This is a genomic window from Pseudomonas sp. Mb7 (genome assembly GCF_054790525.1).
Genome location: NZ_CP186501.1, coordinates 5,187,933 through 5,202,388, shown reverse-complemented (window position 1 = coordinate 5,202,388; position 14,456 = coordinate 5,187,933). Strand labels below are relative to the sequence as shown.

Genomic DNA, 14,456 nt, shown 5'->3' with positions numbered 1-14,456 from the left:
GCATGCTGCGTAACTTGATTCCGTCACTGATTTCCAGTGATCGGGTTTAGCAGCCCGTGGTTAATCTAAGGGTGCACATGCATCATCGTCAGGCTTAGCGCCTGCATTCGATGGCGGCTGTGCGCAGGGCGCTTCGGCGCGCCGGCTTCCTTAGGTTCCCCGGTCTGCTAACCTGCGTTCAGCTGCCACCCCTTCTTTTAGCAGAGAAGCGGTTCCAGCTTTATTTCGGAACCTGAAGATGATTAAACCAACGCCTAACCCCCCGCTCGCAGACCCGACATCCCCCTACGAATCCCCCGACTCCAGGAAATTCCACGAAGCCGCCGAACGCGCCCTCGATCATTACCTCGGCCCGACCAACGCCGACCTCATGGCCACGCCCTACACCCCGAACACGCTGTACATGGCCAATCCCAAGGCCGACACCGAATCCTTGCTGGCTGACGCCAGTGAAACCCTCGGTTCGGCTACGGTCATGCTCAACAATCACGCGGCAACGGTGGACGGCACGCACCGCAAGACTGTGCAGGGTATTGCGCAGGTGGTGATGGTGGCGGAGATGGCTGTTAACCGTTTGTTGGATAGGTTGGTGCCGACGGAGTGACTTAAAAGCTGACCCTCACCCCAGCCCTCTCCCGGAGGGAGAGGGGGCCGACCGTGGGATGCTCACAAGTTACGCCGACCTGAAAATACTGCTGTGAATCCATAATCGACTCGGTGGGGCAGGTCGATGTATAGCGCCAGACACCTCGGTCAGTCCCCTCTCCCCCCGGGAGAGGGCTAGGGTGAGGGCGCTCTTGATCATTACGCTCAGCGTAATGATTCACCACCGCGCTTGATTGATGCCCCCACCCCACGCGCCTACCTTAGCTCCACGACAGCGAACCCGTGGAGTGAGCATGACAACAACAATTTCCCCCGACTCGCGCTGGACGCGGCGGCGCGATGAGAAGCAGCGCCGGCTCGACAAGGTGCGCGGGCTGGCCGACGGTGTGGTGTTGCCCACCGACAAGATCGTCGCCGCGCTCGAAGCGCTGATTCATCCCGGCGACCGTGTGGTGCTGGAGGGCAACAACCAGAAGCAGGCGGACTTCCTCTCGCGCTCGCTAGCCAAAGCCGACCCGGAAAAGCTCCACGACCTGCACATGATCATGCCCAGCGTCGGTCGCTCCGAGCACCTCGACCTGTTCGAACGCGGCATCGCCCGCAAGCTAGATTTCTCCTTCGCCGGCACCCAGAGCCTGCGCATCAGCCAGTTGCTTGAAGACGGCTTGCTCGAAGTCGGCGCGATCCACACTTACATCGAACTCTACGCGCGGCTGGTGGTGGACCTGATCCCCAACGTCGTGCTCTCGGCCGGGTTCATGGCCGACCGCGCCGGCAACATCTATACCGGCCCGAGCACCGAAGACACGCCGGCACTGATCGAACCGGCGGCGTTCAGCGACGGCATCGTCATCGTCCAGGTCAACCAGTTGGTCGACGACGTCAGCGAACTGCCCCGCGTCGACATCCCGGCGTCGTGGGTCGATTTCGTCGTGGTGGCGGACAAGCCGTTCTACATCGAACCATTGTTCACCCGTGACCCGCGCCATATCAAGCCTGTGCACGTGTTGATGGCGATGATGGCGATCCGTGGCATCTACGAAAAACACAACGTGCAATCGCTCAACCACGGCATCGGTTTCAACACCGCCGCCATCGAATTGATCCTGCCGACTTACGGCGAGTCTCTTGGCTTGAAGGGCAAAATCTGCCGCAACTGGACGCTCAACCCGCACCCGACGTTGATCCCGGCGATCGAGAGCGGCTGGGTCGAAAGCGTGCATTGCTTCGGCACCGAACTCGGCATGGAAAACTACATCGCCGCGCGTCCGGACGTGTTCTTCACCGGCCGCGACGGCTCGTTGCGTTCCAACCGGATGTTCTGCCAACTCGCCGGGCAGTACGCGGTGGATCTGTTTATCGGCGCGACGTTGCAGGTCGATGGCGATGGCCATTCCTCGACCGTCACCCGTGGCCGTCTCGCCGGTTTCGGTGGCGCGCCGAATATGGGCCACGACCCGCGCGGTCGGCGTCACGGCACCCCGGCGTGGCTGGACATGCGCCACGACGATTCGCAGCAACCGATGCTCGAACGCGGCAAGAAACTCGTGGTGCAAATGGTCGAGACCTTCCAGGAAGGCGGCAAACCGACCTTCGTCGATACCCTCGACGCGGTCGAAGTGGCGAAGAAAAGTGGCATGCCGCTGGCGCCGATCATGATCTACGGCGACGACGTCACCCACTTGCTCACCGAAGAAGGCATCGCCTACCTGTACAAGGCGCGCTCGCTGGAAGAGCGCCAGGCAATGATCGCCGCGGTCGCCGGCGTTACCGCCATCGGCCTGCGCCACAACCCGAAAGACACCGAACGCATGCGCCGCGAAGGCCTGATCGCTTTGCCCGAAGACCTCGGCATCCGCCGCACCGACGCCACCCGCGAACTGCTCGCAGCAAAAAGCGTGGCCGATCTGGTCGAGTGGTCCGGCGGCCTGTACAACCCGCCCGCCAAATTCAGGAGCTGGTAATGCACGCACTTAACCTGCAAGCGCAACCGCTGTCCCTGGCTGATCGATTGGCTGATCTGGCGGTGGACGCGCTGATCGACGAAGCGGATCTGTCGCCGAAACCGGCGCTGGTCGACCGTCGCGGCAATGGCGCGCACACCGATCTGCACCTGGGCCTGATGCACGCTTCGGCGCTGTCGTTGTGGCCGGCGTTCAAGGAAATGGCCGAAGCGGCGGTTGCAATCGGCGACGTCGATTCAACGTTGCGCGAAGCGATTGGCCGCATCGGTCGTGAAGGCGAGCAAGCCATGCTCACGACCACCGATGGCGTGAACACGCATCGTGGGGCGATCTGGGCCTTGGGATTATTGGTGACCGCTGCTGCGTTGGAACCGCAATCCTCCAGCGCTAACGCCGTGACCCTGCGCGCCGCACGTCTGGCCTTACTGGAGGACCGCTACGCACCCAAACCATTGAGCCACGGCGCCCAGGTCGCCCTGCGTTACGGCGCACGCGGCGCGCGTGAAGAAGCGCAACTCGGCTTCCCCTCGGTGCTGCAACGCGGCCTGCCGCAACTCAAGCGCAGCCGCGCCAACGGCCATGGCGAGCAGAACGCTCGGCTCGACGCCTTGCTCGCAATCATGACGAATCTGGCCGACACCTGCGTGCTCTACCGCGCCGGTGAAGAGGGCCTGCACGCCATGCAGTCCGGCGCGCAAGCGGTGCTCGACGCCGGTGGCAGCGCCAGCCTCAGCGGACGCCGTCGCTTGCACGAACTCGATCAACAACTCATCGCATTGAATGCCTCGCCCGGTGGCGCCGCCGACTTGCTCGCCGCCACGCTGCTGCTCGACCGTATCGAGCGCGACGGCATCTCTCAGGGAGCGTTTTGATGGAAACCCTATCGTTTGAATTCCCCGCCGGGCAGCCGCCACGCGGTCGCGCGCTGGTCGGTTGTGTCGGCTCGGGTGATCTGGAAGTGCTGATCGAGCCGGGTCTGGCCGGCAAGCTGACGATCAATGTGCAGACCTCGGTGAACGGCGCGCAACTGCGCTGGCAGCACCTGTTTGCGCGGATGTTCGACGGCACCACGCCGCCGGCGATGGCTATTGATATCCACGACTTCGGCGCGACGCCGGGGGTGGTGCGTTTGCGTCTGGAACAAGGTTTCGAGGAGATCGGCCATGACTGACAGCGCAGCGTTGCTCAACAAACACAGCTTTGTCGAACTCGGCGCGCGGCAACGGGCGCAAGCCCTGCTCGATGCCGGCAGCTTTCGCGAATTGCTCGATCCGTTTCAACGGGTAATGTCGCCATGGCTCGAACGTCAGGGCGTGGTGCCGCAGGCCGATGACGGCGTGGTGATTGCCAAGGGTAGTCTCGACGGTTTGCCGGTGGTCATCGCTGCGATTGAAGGTGCGTTTCAGGGCGGCAGCCTTGGCGAAGTCGGCGGGGCGAAGATTGCCGGCGCGCTGGAGCTGGCGGCTGAAGACAACCGCAAGGGCATCCCGACGCGCGCGGTGTTGTTGCTGGAAACCGGTGGTGTGCGTTTGCAGGAAGCCAATCTTGGGTTGGCGGCGATTGCTGATATTCATGCGGCGATTGTCGATTTGCAGCAGTACCAACCGGTGGTTGGGGTGGTGGCGGGCAGCGTTGGTTGTTTCGGCGGTATGTCGATTGCGGCGGCGCTGTGCAGCTATTTGCTGGTGACTCAGGAAGCACGCCTCGGTTTGAACGGCCCGCAAGTGATCGAGCAAGAAGCCGGGATCGAAGAATACGACTCCCGCGACCGGCCGTTCATTTGGAGCCTGACCGGTGGCGAGCAGCGTTTCGCCAGTGGTCTGGTGGATCGGTATGTCGCCGATGATGTGGCGAGGATTCGTCAGCAGGTCGGCGAATTGCTGCAGCAAGGTTTGCCGGCGCAACCGCGTAGCCAGCGCGCCGAATGGTTCCTGCAACGCCTGAGCAGTCTGAACACTGACCCGCAAATCGAACCGTCGGTGGTTCGCGATCTGTATCAAGGAGAGCGCTCATGAGCGGTTATTCGCTGCGCGGTTTGAACTGGTTCAACGCCTTGAGCGCGGGCGCTGTGGTGGTTGAAGGTCTGCCGGCCTCGTTGAAGGTTGCTGACGGTGATCTGGGGCGTTTTATCGCTGTGGTCGCTGACCCGGACAATCGTTTTCCACGTGCTCGCAATGGCGAAGTCGGCTTGCTTGAAGGCTGGGGTCTGGCCAAGGCTGTGGATGATGCGATCAGCGCTGACCGCGATAAAGCGCAGAAACGCCCGATCATCGCCATCGTCGATGTGCCGAGCCAGGCTTATGGTCGGCGCGAAGAAGCGCTTGGCATTCATCAGGCGCTGGCCGGTGCGGCGGACAGTTATGCCCGCGCACGTTTGGCCGGGCATCCGGTGATTGCATTGCTGGTGGGCAAGGCGATGTCCGGGGCGTTTCTGGCGCATGGTTATCAGGCCAACCGTTTGATTGCGTTGCGCGATCCCGGCGTGATGGTGCATGCGATGGGCAAGGCGTCGGCGGCGCGAGTGACGTTGCGCAGTGTTGAAGAGCTGGAAGCGCTGGCCGCCAGTGTGCCGCCGATGGCTTATGACATCGACAGCTACGCGAGTCTCGGTTTGCTCTGGGAAACCCTGTCGGTGCAACAGATTGAGCAGCCGACGGCGGAGGATCTATCGAGAGTTAACGAGTGCCTGAAGCAAGCCATCGGCGATGTCGTTAGCACTGATCTGAGCAATCGCCTCGGCGCGAAGAATCGTGCGGCCTCCAGCAAGGTGCGCGAACTGTTGAGGGCGCAGTGGTGAGCACGCCTCTGGCCCACGATCTGCTCTGGGGTATGACCCCGGCGCAGTTGCCGGCAGATGCGCCGCTGTGGGCAGTCGAGTCATTGGCCGCCGGGCAACCGGTGGCAGTGCGGCGGGCGTTGAGTGCTGAAGGTTTTGTCGCGGTGGGCGTGCGCGGTGTGTTGCGCGAGCAGCGGCTGGCGGCGTTTATGGCGCTCGATTCGATTGCCTGTCGGGTCAGCCCCGAAGCGCTGTGTCACGTCGACTGCGAGCGCGATCTGCCGGTCATGCAGGCGCTCAAACAGCTGCGGCCGATGCTCGACGATTGCGGTTGGGTCTGGGGTGTCAGCGGCAGTGTCGGGTTTGAATTGGCCAGTGGTTTTACCGCGATGCACGCGGCCAGCGACCTCGATTTGATTCTGCGTACACCGCAGCTGATCACGCGTAATCAGGCTCGTAAATTCGTAGAGATTTTTGATCAAGCCGAGTGCCGGATCGACATGCAGTTGCAGACGCCGTTCGGTGCGGTCGCATTGCGCGAGTGGGCCAGCGGATCGGCACGCGTGCTGCTGAAAAATGCTCATCAGGCTTGCCTGGTGATTGATCCGTGGAACCCGCAGGAGCAGGCAGCGTGAGCAGTCTGCTGGTGTTCCCCGGCCAGGGCGCGCAGCAGGCGGGCATGCTGCAGCGCTTGCCTCGGGAAACGTTGACCGAGGCCAGCGATGTGCTCGGTGAGGATGTCTCGTTGCTCGATTCTGCTGAAGCATTGCGCACGACGAGGGCGGTTCAGCTGTGCCTGCTGATCGGCGGCGTCGCTGCATCGCGGCAGTTATTGCAGAACGGGTTCATGGCGGATTACGTGGCTGGCTTGTCCATCGGCGCCTACCCGGCAGCGGTGGTTGCGGGTGCATTGAGCTTCGGCGATGCCTTGCATCTGGTCAGCCTGCGCGGCGAACTGATGCAGCAAGCTTATCCACAGGGCTACGGCATGACCGCGATTATCGGTCTGCAGTTATCCACAGTCGAAACGTTGCTGGCGCAGGTGCACAGCGAAGATTCGCCGGTGTATCTGGCCAACATCAACGCCGACAATCAGGTGGTGATTGCCGGCAGTGACGAGGCGATGCAAGCCGTGGCCGAACTGGCGCGCAGTCGTGGTGCCGGCCTGGCGAAACGTCTGGCAGTGAGTGTGCCGTCGCACTGTCCGCTGCTGGAAAAACCGGCGCAAACCCTCGCAGAAGCTTTCGCCAAGGTCGAACTGAAAAACCCGAAAATCGCTTACCTGAGCGGCAGTCGCGCGCGCCCTGTGAGCAAAGTCGAAGCGCTGCGCGACGACCTTGCTTTCAACATGTGCCGCGTGGTGGATTGGCGCGGCACCGTACAAAGCGCCTACGAGCGTGGCGTACGTTTACAGATCGAACTGCCGCACGGTGCGGTGCTGACCGGGCTGGCGCGCCGGGTGTTCGAGCAGGGCACGGTCACGGCCTTCGACAGTGCGCGTCTCGACACCTTGCAGGCGCTGTTGCGTGAGGAGGGTGGCCGCCAACTCTAAAACCGCCGACTCAAGCTTCGAACAACAAAAACAACATTCGACGATGCACTTTGAGGACTACAACAATGATTATTTACGGTGTGGCGTTTCTCGCCTTTTGTACGCTGGTGGGTATCTGGGTCGGTGAACTGCTCGGCAAGCTGATCGGCGTGCCGGCCAACGTCGGCGGCGTCGGCATTGCGATGCTGCTGTTGATCGGCCTCGGCAGTTATCTGAACAAAAGCGGTTGGCTCAAGGGCAAGACCGAGCAGGGCGTCGAGTTCTGGAGCGCCATCTACATTCCGATCGTGGTCGCCATGGCCGCGCAGCAAAACGTCTATGGCGCGTTGAAGGGCGGGCCGATGGCGATTCTCGCCGGCACCCTCGCAGTGGTGATCGCTTTTGCCCTGGTGCCCGTGCTGACGCGCATGGGTAACAAGGAGCAGACCCCGATTGCTCCAGCCAAGACTGCGGGGTAATCGCCATGTACGAATCGATGATGAAAGTGATTACCGGCTACGGTTTGATCAGCGGGTTTCTGATTGTCGGGCTGACCATGTGGGTCTCCTACTGGATGTCCAACACCTTCACCAAGGGCCGTTTGCACGGCTCGGCCATCGCCATTCTGCTGGGGCTGGTGCTGTCATATGTCGGCGGGGCACTGACCGGTGGGCAGAAAGGCGTGGTGGATATTCCGTTGTTGTCGGGTATCGGTCTGTTGGGTGGCGCGATGCTGCGCGATTTCGCGATTGTCGCCACGGCCTTCGGCGTGAGTGTCGATGAGCTGAAACGTGCAGGATTCGTCGGGGTACTGGCGCTGTTTGTCGGTGTAGGAACATCTTTCGTGGCGGGGGTTGGCGTGGCGATGGCGTTCGGTTACACCGATGCCGTGAGCCTGACCACTATTGGTGCTGGCGCGGTCACCTACATTGTCGGCCCGGTGACCGGCGCGGCGATTGGCGCCAGTTCCGAGGTGATGGCGCTGTCGATTGCGGCGGGGTTGATCAAGGCGATTCTGGTGATGGTGATGACGCCGTTCGTGGCGCCGATGATTGGCCTGAACAATCCACGCAGTGCGGTGATTTTCGGCGGCTTGATGGGCACGTCCAGCGGTGTGGCCGGCGGGTTGGCGGCGACCGATCCGAAGCTGGTGCCTTACGGGTGTCTGACGGCGGCGTTTTACACCGCGCTTGGGTGTTTGCTTGGGCCTTCGTTGTTGTTTCTGGCGATGCGCGGGTTGATGGGTTAGTCACTAAAAGCTGCCCTCACCCTAACCCTCTCCCGGAGGGAGAGGGGACTGACCGAGGTGGATGTTGGAGGTTCGCCGACCTGAAAGTTCTGAGTCGAACTCAGGTTTTGAAACCCATGAAGATCTGCTCCCTTTCCCCCTCTACCCCTTGGGGGAGAGGGGGTAGCTCTTGATCTTGATCTTGATCTAAACCCCTGCCTGCCGATTCGCATACATCCGACACTCCGCCAGCAACGCCAGCAAATTCGGATCCCGCTCCTTGGCCTTCAAGAACACCACGCCAATGTGCTGCTGCAACCGGTACTTCTCCTGCAGCGGAATCAGCTTCACCCGGTTCTCATACACCGCCGCAATCCTTCCCGGCAGCAACGCATAACCCACCCCCGAACTGACCATGCTCAATAGCGTGAAGATGTCATTCACCTGCATCGCCACCTTCGGCTCGAACCCCGCCTGCTTGAATACCCGGTTACCGTCCTGATGCGTGGCAAAACCCTGAGTCAGGGTGATGAAAGTCTCATCGCGCACTTCAGCCAGATCCACTTCACTGCGTTGCGCGAACTTTGAATCCGCCGGTGTGGCGAGGAAGATGTCGTCGGAAAACAGCGCAATCTGCTCGCAATCCGGGTCGTTGATGCTGTCGTCCAGCGATACCAGAATCGCGTCGACTTCCATGTTTTTCAGCTTGTAGAGCAGGTCGATGTTCGAGCCGAGGATCAGGTCGATGTTGAGTTCGCTGCGGCGGATTTTCAGCCCCATGATCAGTTGCGGCACGGTTTTCACGGTCAGCGAATACAAGGATCCGAGTTTGAAGCGTTCGGCGGAGAACCCGGCGGCTTCGCGGGTCAGGCGTACGCTTTCGACGACGTCATTGATCAGCTTCTGCGCCCGTTCTTCGAGTACATAAGCGCTTTCCAGCGGCGTCAGGTTGCGCCCTTCGTGTTTGAACAGCGGGCAGCGCAGGGCGCTTTCCAGCGAGTGGATTGCGCGGTGCACGCTGACGTTGCTGGTCTGCAACTCGGCAGCGGCGCGGGCGAGGTTGCCGGTACGCATGAAGGCGAGGAACACCTCGAGTTTTTTCAGGGTCAATTCTTCGTCGATCAGCATGGCGCGGACTCTTTTTGGAATGCGTCGATTGTGCCTTGAACATCAAAAGATCGCAGCCTTCGGCAGCTCCTGCATTGGAATGCGATCACCCGTAGTAGCTGCCGAAGGCTGCGATCTTTTGATCTTGGCGTTGAACAGAAACATTGCGCTTTTACGCTCAAGGCCCGAGCCTTGCGCGCTGCGGTAACGAATATTGAGGTGAGCGATACATGTATCACGGAGAAAAACTCAACGCCTGGACGCATTTGGTCGGGGCAGTGGCAGCGTTTATCGGCGGCGTCTGGATGCTGGTGATCGCCAGCCTCGACGGCAGCCCGTGGAAGATTGTCAGTGTGGCGATCTACGCGTTTACCTTACTGGTGCTCTACAGCGCCTCGACCGTGTACCACAGCGTGCGCGGGCGCAAGAAAGCGATCATGAAGAAGGTTGATCACTTTTCGATCTACCTGTTGATCGCCGGCAGTTACACGCCGTTCTGCCTGGTGACCCTGCGCGGACCGTGGGGCTGGACGTTGTTCGGGATTGTCTGGGGGTTAGCGCTGATTGGCATCCTGCAGGAGATCAAACCGCGTTCGGAAGCGCGGATTCTGTCGATCGTGATTTATGCGGTGATGGGCTGGATTGTGTTGGTGGCGGTCAAACCGCTGATTGCGGCGCTGGGTACGACAGGTTTTGCCTGGCTGGCGTCGGGCGGGGTTTTGTACACGGTGGGGATTATCTTTTTTGCCCTGGATCACCGGCTGCGGCATGCGCATGGGATCTGGCATTTGTTTGTGATTGCGGGGAGTTTGCTGCACTTTGTGGCGATCTTGTTTTACGTCCTATAGACCGAGGCGCGGCTAATCGCTGGCAAGCCAGCTCCCACAGGGTTTAGCGTTGTTCACGGATGTTGTGGCCAACAAAGATCCTGTGGGAGCTGGCTTGCCAGCGATGGGGCCTTAGAAGTCACCCCAAAGCTGTTGGGCCACCGCCAGTGCAACCACCGGCGCAGTTTCAGTGCGCAGCACGCGCGGGCCGAGGCGGGCGGCGTGGAAACCGTTGCCTTTGGCTTGCTCGACTTCGGCATCCGTCAAACCGCCCTCAGGCCCGATCAAGAACGCCAGCGTCACCGGTTTGGCATGACTCACCAACGGCTGCGCCACCGGGTGCAGCACCAGTTTCAACTCGGCTTCGGTTTGCTTGATCCAGTCCGCCAACAAAACCGGCGGATGAATCACCGGTACCCGCGAACGACCGCATTGCTCGCAAGCGCTGATCGCCACCTGGCGCCAGTGCAGCAGGCGTTTGTCGGCGCGTTCGTCCTTGAGGCGGACTTCGCAGCGGTCGCTGAAGATTGGGGTGATTTCATTCACGCCCAGTTCGGTGGCTTTCTGAATGGCCCAGTCCATTCGCTCGCCACGGGACAGGCCCTGGCCGAGGTGGATGTGCAGCGGCGATTCGACCTGCCCCGCGAATTGCTCGTCGATCTGCACGGTCACGCGTTTCTTGCCGACTTCCACCAGCGAACCGCGAAACTCATGGCCGGAACCGTCGAACAGCTGCACCGCATCGCCCTCGGCCATGCGCAGTACGCGGCTGATGTAATGCGCCTGGGCCTCGGGCAATTCGTGTTCGCCGGTGCTCAGGGGGGCGTCGATAAAGAAGCGGGACAGTCTCATTTCGGGTCTCTCAGATTAGATCGTTCCCACACTCTGCGTGGGAATGCCTCAATGGACGCTCTGCGTCCGCTTTGGGACGCGGAGCGTCCCGGGCTGCATGCCCACGCGGAGCGTGGGAACGAGCGGTCACGGTTAGCCTGGGTCACGGAAGCCGGGATGGAAGTCTTTCGGCACGGCGACGCTGACGCTGTCACGCGTAGCAATGTCGATGCCTTCGCTAGCCACTTCGGCGAGGAAGTCGATCTGCTCCGGGGTGATCACGTACGGCGGCAGGAAATACACCACGCTACCGAGCGGGCGCAGCAACGCGCCACGTTCCAGCGCATGCTGGAACACTTTCAAACCGCGACGTTCCTGCCAAGGGTAGGCCTCTTTCGTGGCTTTATCCTTGACCATCTCGATGGCCAGGACCATGCCGGTCTGCCGCACTTCGGAGACGTTCGGGTGATCGACCAGATGCGCCGTCGCCGAGGCCATGTGCTGGGCCAGGGCCTTGTTGTTCTCGATGACGTTGTCCTGCTCGAAGATATCCAGCGTCGCCAGTGCCGCCGCGCACGCCAGCGGGTTGCCGGTGTAGCTGTGCGAATGGAGGAAGGCGCGCAGGGTTGGATAGTCGTCGTAGAACGCGCTGTAGACCTCATCGGTGGTCAGGCACGCCGCCAACGGCAGATAGCCGCCGGTCAGCGCCTTCGACAAGCAGAGGAAGTCCGGACGAATACCGGCCTGCTCGCAGGCAAACATCGTCCCGGTGCGACCGAAGCCGACGGCGATTTCATCGAGGATCAGGTGCACGCCATAACGGTCGCAGGCCTCGCGCAGCAACGTCAGATACACCGGGTGATACATGCGCATGCCGCCGGCACCCTGAATCAACGGCTCGACGATCACTGCCGCGACGCTGTCATGATGCTCGGCCAAAGTCTGCTCCATGGCCGCGAACATATTGCGCGAGTGTTCTTCCCAGCTCATGCCGTCGGGGCGCCCGTAGCAATCCGGGCTCGGCACCTTGATGGTGTCCATCAGCAGCGCTTTATAGGTCTCGGTGAACAGCGGCACGTCGCCGACCGCCATCGCCGCCATGGTTTCACCGTGGTAGCTGTTGGTCAGGGTGACGAAGCGCTTTTTGTTTGGCTGGCCGCGATTGAGCCAGTAGTGAAAGCTCATTTTCAGCGCGACTTCGATGCAGGACGAACCGTTATCGGCGTAGAACACCCGGTTCAAGCCTTCCGGGGTCATCTTCACCAGACGCTCGGACAGTTCGATCACCGGTTGATGGCTGAAGCCAGCCAGAATCACGTGCTCCAGCTGATCGACCTGATCCTTGATGCGTTGGTTGATGCGCGGGTTGGCGTGGCCAAACACGTTGACCCACCACGAGCTGACGGCGTCGAGGTAGCGCTTGCCTTCGAAGTCTTCGAGCCAGACGCCTTCGCCGCGCTTGATCGGGATCAGCGGCAGCTGTTCGTGGTCTTTCATCTGGGTGCAGGGATGCCACAACACCGCGAGGTCGCGTTGCATCCACTGGTTATTCAGGCCCATTTACAGTCTCCTCGAGGCGGCTCGCGTCAGGCGCGGGCAAACAATCGCGCAAGCCTATGCAATGCGTCGCGCGGGGACAACCCATTGTGTCGATTGAGCTACTTTGTATGAGCCGATAGACGTCGCTGGCGGCGTTTTGATGGCTAACGTATTCTTCGCGGTTATTTGGGTCGTCTGACCCGCAAAACTGCTTTTTCCTACGTGTATTTCCGGAGTTCGCTGAATGTCTGTCGGTTGGCTGCGCGCCTGTGCGCTGGTGATGTTGGGGCTGTTCAGCGTTACAGCGCTGGCCAAGGATAAAACTGCAATCGTGATCGGCGGCGGCCTGTCGGGCCTGACCGCCGCTTATGAGCTGCAAAACAAAGGCTGGCAGGTCACCCTGCTGGAAGCCAAACCGAGCCTGGGTGGTCGCTCGGGCATGGCCACCAGCGAGTGGATCGGCAACGACAAGACCCAGCCAGTGCTGAACAAGTACGTCTCGACGTTCAAGCTGGGCACCACGCCGGCGCCGGAATTCGTGCGTACCCCGGGCTACCTGATCGACGGCGAGTATTTCTCTGCCGCCGATCTGGCGACCAAGCAGCCGGCCACCGCCGATGCCTTGAAGCGCTACCAGAAAACCCTCGATGATCTGGCGCGTTCGATTGACGACCCGCAAAACCCGGCGGCAACCAGCACCCTGCACGCGCTGGACCAGATCACCGTATCGAGCTGGCTCGACAAGCAGAACCTGCCAGCCACTGCGCGCCAGTTGATCAACCAGGACATCCGCACTCACTACGACGAGCCTTCGCGTCTGTCGCTGCTGTACTTCGCGCAGCAGAACCGCGTGTATCGCGGCATCTCCGACCGTGACCTGCGCGCTTCGCGTCTGGTCGGCGGCAGCCAAGTGCTGGCGCAGGCGTTCGTCAAACAGATCAAAACCATCAAGACCAACTCGCCGGTGTCGGCGATCACTCAGGACAAGGACGGCGTGACCGTCAAGGTCGGCAGTGTTGGCTATCAGGCCGACTACGTTGTGCTGGCTGTGCCGCTGCGTGCATTGAACAAGATTGCCCTGACCCCGGCGCTGGACGCTCAGCATCTGGCGGCGATCAAGGGCACCAACTACGGCTGGCGCGACCAGATCATGCTGAAGTTCAAGACGCCGGTGTGGGAAAGCAAGGCGCGCATGTCCGGCGAGATCTACAGCAACACCGGTCTCGGCATGTTGTGGATCGAGCCAGCCCTGAAGGGCGGCGCCAACGTGGTGATCAACCTGTCCGGCGACAACGCTCGTGTGATGCAGGCGTTTGGCGACAAGCAAATGGTCGATCAGGTGCTGATTCGTCTGCACGCGTTTTATCCACAGGCCCGTGGTTCGTTCACCGGTTATGAAATCCGCCGCTACAGCACCGACCCGTCGATGGGCGGCGCGTACCTGGCTTACGGCCCGGGCCAGATCAGCAAGTTCTGGCGTCTGTGGGAGCGTCCGCTGCAACGCGTGACGTTCGCCGGCGAACACACCGACACCTTGTACCCGGGCACCCTGGAAGGCGCGCTGCGCACCGGTCAGCGGGCGGCGAGTCAGGTTGAAGATCTGGCGGCAGGCAAATCGTTTGAGCCAGCCAAAGTAGTGCCGGCTGCAGCAGCGGCGGGCGCGGCGGGTGCCGTGGCGGCGAAGAAGGGCAACTTCTTCAGCAACCTGTTCGGTGGTTCGGATGACGAGAAGAAGCCTGAGCCAGTGAAGGCGCCAGAGCCGGCTCCTGCTCCGGTCGCACCAGCGCCGACTCCGGCACCTGCGCCAGCTCCGGTGGAACCGCCGAAGCCTGCGGCACCAGTGAAAGCTGAACCGGCGAAGAAAGCAGCGGCCAAGCCAGCGGTGAAGAAGCCAGCGGCTAAAACCGAGGCGAAAAAGCCTGCGGCGAAACCGGCAGCGAAGAAGGCTGAGCCGGCGAAGAAGCCAGCGGCCAAGCCGGCAGCCACCACTGAGACCAAGGCGCAGTAGGCCTTTGCTTCAATAAAAAAAACGCGGCCACACGGGCCG

15 protein-coding genes are annotated in these 14,456 nt (G+C 61.4%); 12 read left to right on the top strand and 3 right to left on the bottom strand.

From position 1 onward, the window contains the following. Positions 1-238 precede the first annotated feature (238 nt). The 10 genes from ACOYXH_RS23490 (at position 239) to madM (ending at position 8,126) form a co-directional block, all read left to right on the top strand. Positions 239-604 carry a DUF6124 family protein gene (locus ACOYXH_RS23490; protein WP_460409972.1) on the top strand — a complete coding sequence of 122 codons (366 nt, stop codon included), beginning with the start codon at positions 239-241 and terminating at the stop codon, positions 602-604. A gap of 295 nt (positions 605-899) precedes the next feature. Beyond that, positions 900-2,570, top strand: coding sequence for a malonate decarboxylase subunit alpha (mdcA, locus tag ACOYXH_RS23485; RefSeq protein ID WP_460409971.1), 1,671 nt, complete (start codon positions 900-902; stop codon positions 2,568-2,570). Then, entirely contained in the window at positions 2,570-3,442 is an 873-nt protein-coding gene (locus tag ACOYXH_RS23480; RefSeq protein ID WP_460409970.1) for a triphosphoribosyl-dephospho-CoA synthase, read from the top strand. The genes mdcA and ACOYXH_RS23480 overlap by 1 nt, the downstream gene beginning before the upstream one ends. Further along, positions 3,442-3,741, top strand: coding sequence for a malonate decarboxylase subunit delta (locus tag ACOYXH_RS23475; RefSeq protein ID WP_007913697.1), 300 nt, complete (start codon positions 3,442-3,444; stop codon positions 3,739-3,741). The genes ACOYXH_RS23480 and ACOYXH_RS23475 overlap by 1 nt, the downstream gene beginning before the upstream one ends. Next, positions 3,734-4,585, top strand: a complete 852-nt coding sequence (locus ACOYXH_RS23470; protein ID WP_460409969.1) for a biotin-independent malonate decarboxylase subunit beta — start codon at positions 3,734-3,736, stop codon at positions 4,583-4,585. The genes ACOYXH_RS23475 and ACOYXH_RS23470 overlap by 8 nt, the downstream gene beginning before the upstream one ends. Beyond that, the gene (gene mdcE / locus ACOYXH_RS23465) at positions 4,582-5,367 is read left to right on the top strand and encodes a biotin-independent malonate decarboxylase subunit gamma (protein WP_460409968.1); all 786 of its coding nucleotides are present in this window, start codon (positions 4,582-4,584) and stop codon (positions 5,365-5,367) included. The genes ACOYXH_RS23470 and mdcE overlap by 4 nt, the downstream gene beginning before the upstream one ends. Beyond that, the gene (locus ACOYXH_RS23460) at positions 5,361-5,981 is read left to right on the top strand and encodes a malonate decarboxylase holo-ACP synthase (protein ID WP_258708933.1); all 621 of its coding nucleotides are present in this window, start codon (positions 5,361-5,363) and stop codon (positions 5,979-5,981) included. Before mdcE ends, ACOYXH_RS23460 begins: the two co-directional genes overlap by 7 nt. Then, positions 5,978-6,898: a malonate decarboxylase subunit epsilon gene (gene mdcH / locus ACOYXH_RS23455; protein ID WP_460409967.1), complete on the top strand. Its 921-nt coding sequence runs from the start codon at positions 5,978-5,980 to the stop codon at positions 6,896-6,898. Before ACOYXH_RS23460 ends, mdcH begins: the two co-directional genes overlap by 4 nt. Positions 6,899-6,963: 65 nt before the next feature. Then, on the top strand, positions 6,964-7,356 hold the full coding sequence (gene madL, locus ACOYXH_RS23450) for a malonate transporter subunit MadL (RefSeq protein WP_016984760.1): 393 nt from the start codon (positions 6,964-6,966) through the stop codon (positions 7,354-7,356). A 5-nt stretch (positions 7,357-7,361) separates the two neighbouring features. Continuing rightward, positions 7,362-8,126 (top strand): malonate transporter subunit MadM, encoded by a 765-nt coding sequence (madM, locus tag ACOYXH_RS23445; protein WP_038861195.1) that lies wholly within the window; start codon positions 7,362-7,364, stop codon positions 8,124-8,126. A gap of 186 nt (positions 8,127-8,312) precedes the next feature. Here the strand turns inward: madM and ACOYXH_RS23440 are convergent, their stop codons facing one another. After that, positions 8,313-9,233 carry a LysR family transcriptional regulator gene (locus ACOYXH_RS23440; protein ID WP_034153639.1) on the bottom strand — a complete coding sequence of 307 codons (921 nt, stop codon included), beginning with the start codon at positions 9,231-9,233 and terminating at the stop codon, positions 8,313-8,315. A 209-nt stretch (positions 9,234-9,442) separates the two neighbouring features. Between ACOYXH_RS23440 and trhA the strand changes: the two genes are divergently transcribed. Then, complete coding sequence (gene trhA, locus ACOYXH_RS23435) at positions 9,443-10,060, top strand: PAQR family membrane homeostasis protein TrhA (RefSeq protein WP_047596560.1); 618 nt, start codon at positions 9,443-9,445, stop codon at positions 10,058-10,060. A 111-nt stretch (positions 10,061-10,171) separates the two neighbouring features. Here trhA and ACOYXH_RS23430 read toward each other — a convergent pair whose 3' ends face one another. Beyond that, complete coding sequence (locus tag ACOYXH_RS23430) at positions 10,172-10,891, bottom strand: 16S rRNA (uracil(1498)-N(3))-methyltransferase (protein WP_320413601.1); 720 nt, start codon at positions 10,889-10,891, stop codon at positions 10,172-10,174. A 132-nt stretch (positions 10,892-11,023) separates the two neighbouring features. Then, on the bottom strand, positions 11,024-12,430 hold the full coding sequence (locus ACOYXH_RS23425; RefSeq protein ID WP_460409966.1) for an adenosylmethionine--8-amino-7-oxononanoate transaminase: 1,407 nt from the start codon (positions 12,428-12,430) through the stop codon (positions 11,024-11,026). A 223-nt stretch (positions 12,431-12,653) separates the two neighbouring features. On the opposite strand from ACOYXH_RS23425, the gene ACOYXH_RS23420 reads away from it, so the two are divergent. Beyond that, complete coding sequence (locus ACOYXH_RS23420) at positions 12,654-14,417, top strand: flavin monoamine oxidase family protein (RefSeq protein ID WP_095049485.1); 1,764 nt, start codon at positions 12,654-12,656, stop codon at positions 14,415-14,417. Positions 14,418-14,456 lie beyond the last annotated feature (39 nt).

Excerpts from the sequence above, each read along its gene's own strand:
- ACOYXH_RS23425 (WP_460409966.1), bottom strand. The coding sequence starts at position 12,430 with ATGGGCCTGAATAACCAGTGGATGCAACGCGACCTCGCGGTGTTGTGG.
- mdcA (WP_460409971.1), top strand. The coding sequence starts at position 900 with ATGACAACAACAATTTCCCCCGACTCGCGCTGGACGCGGCGGCGCGAT.
- ACOYXH_RS23430 (WP_320413601.1), bottom strand. The coding sequence starts at position 10,891 with ATGAGACTGTCCCGCTTCTTTATCGACGCCCCCCTGAGCACCGGCGAA.
- ACOYXH_RS23470 (WP_460409969.1), top strand. The coding sequence starts at position 3,734 with ATGACTGACAGCGCAGCGTTGCTCAACAAACACAGCTTTGTCGAACTC.
- ACOYXH_RS23440 (WP_034153639.1), bottom strand. The coding sequence starts at position 9,233 with ATGCTGATCGACGAAGAATTGACCCTGAAAAAACTCGAGGTGTTCCTC.
- ACOYXH_RS23480 (WP_460409970.1), top strand. The coding sequence starts at position 2,570 with ATGCACGCACTTAACCTGCAAGCGCAACCGCTGTCCCTGGCTGATCGA.
- madM (WP_038861195.1), top strand. The coding sequence starts at position 7,362 with ATGTACGAATCGATGATGAAAGTGATTACCGGCTACGGTTTGATCAGC.
- mdcE (WP_460409968.1), top strand. The coding sequence starts at position 4,582 with ATGAGCGGTTATTCGCTGCGCGGTTTGAACTGGTTCAACGCCTTGAGC.
- madL (WP_016984760.1), top strand. The coding sequence starts at position 6,964 with ATGATTATTTACGGTGTGGCGTTTCTCGCCTTTTGTACGCTGGTGGGT.
- ACOYXH_RS23475 (WP_007913697.1), top strand. The coding sequence starts at position 3,442 with ATGGAAACCCTATCGTTTGAATTCCCCGCCGGGCAGCCGCCACGCGGT.
- ACOYXH_RS23420 (WP_095049485.1), top strand. The coding sequence starts at position 12,654 with ATGTCTGTCGGTTGGCTGCGCGCCTGTGCGCTGGTGATGTTGGGGCTG.
- trhA (WP_047596560.1), top strand. The coding sequence starts at position 9,443 with ATGTATCACGGAGAAAAACTCAACGCCTGGACGCATTTGGTCGGGGCA.
- ACOYXH_RS23490 (WP_460409972.1), top strand. The coding sequence starts at position 239 with ATGATTAAACCAACGCCTAACCCCCCGCTCGCAGACCCGACATCCCCC.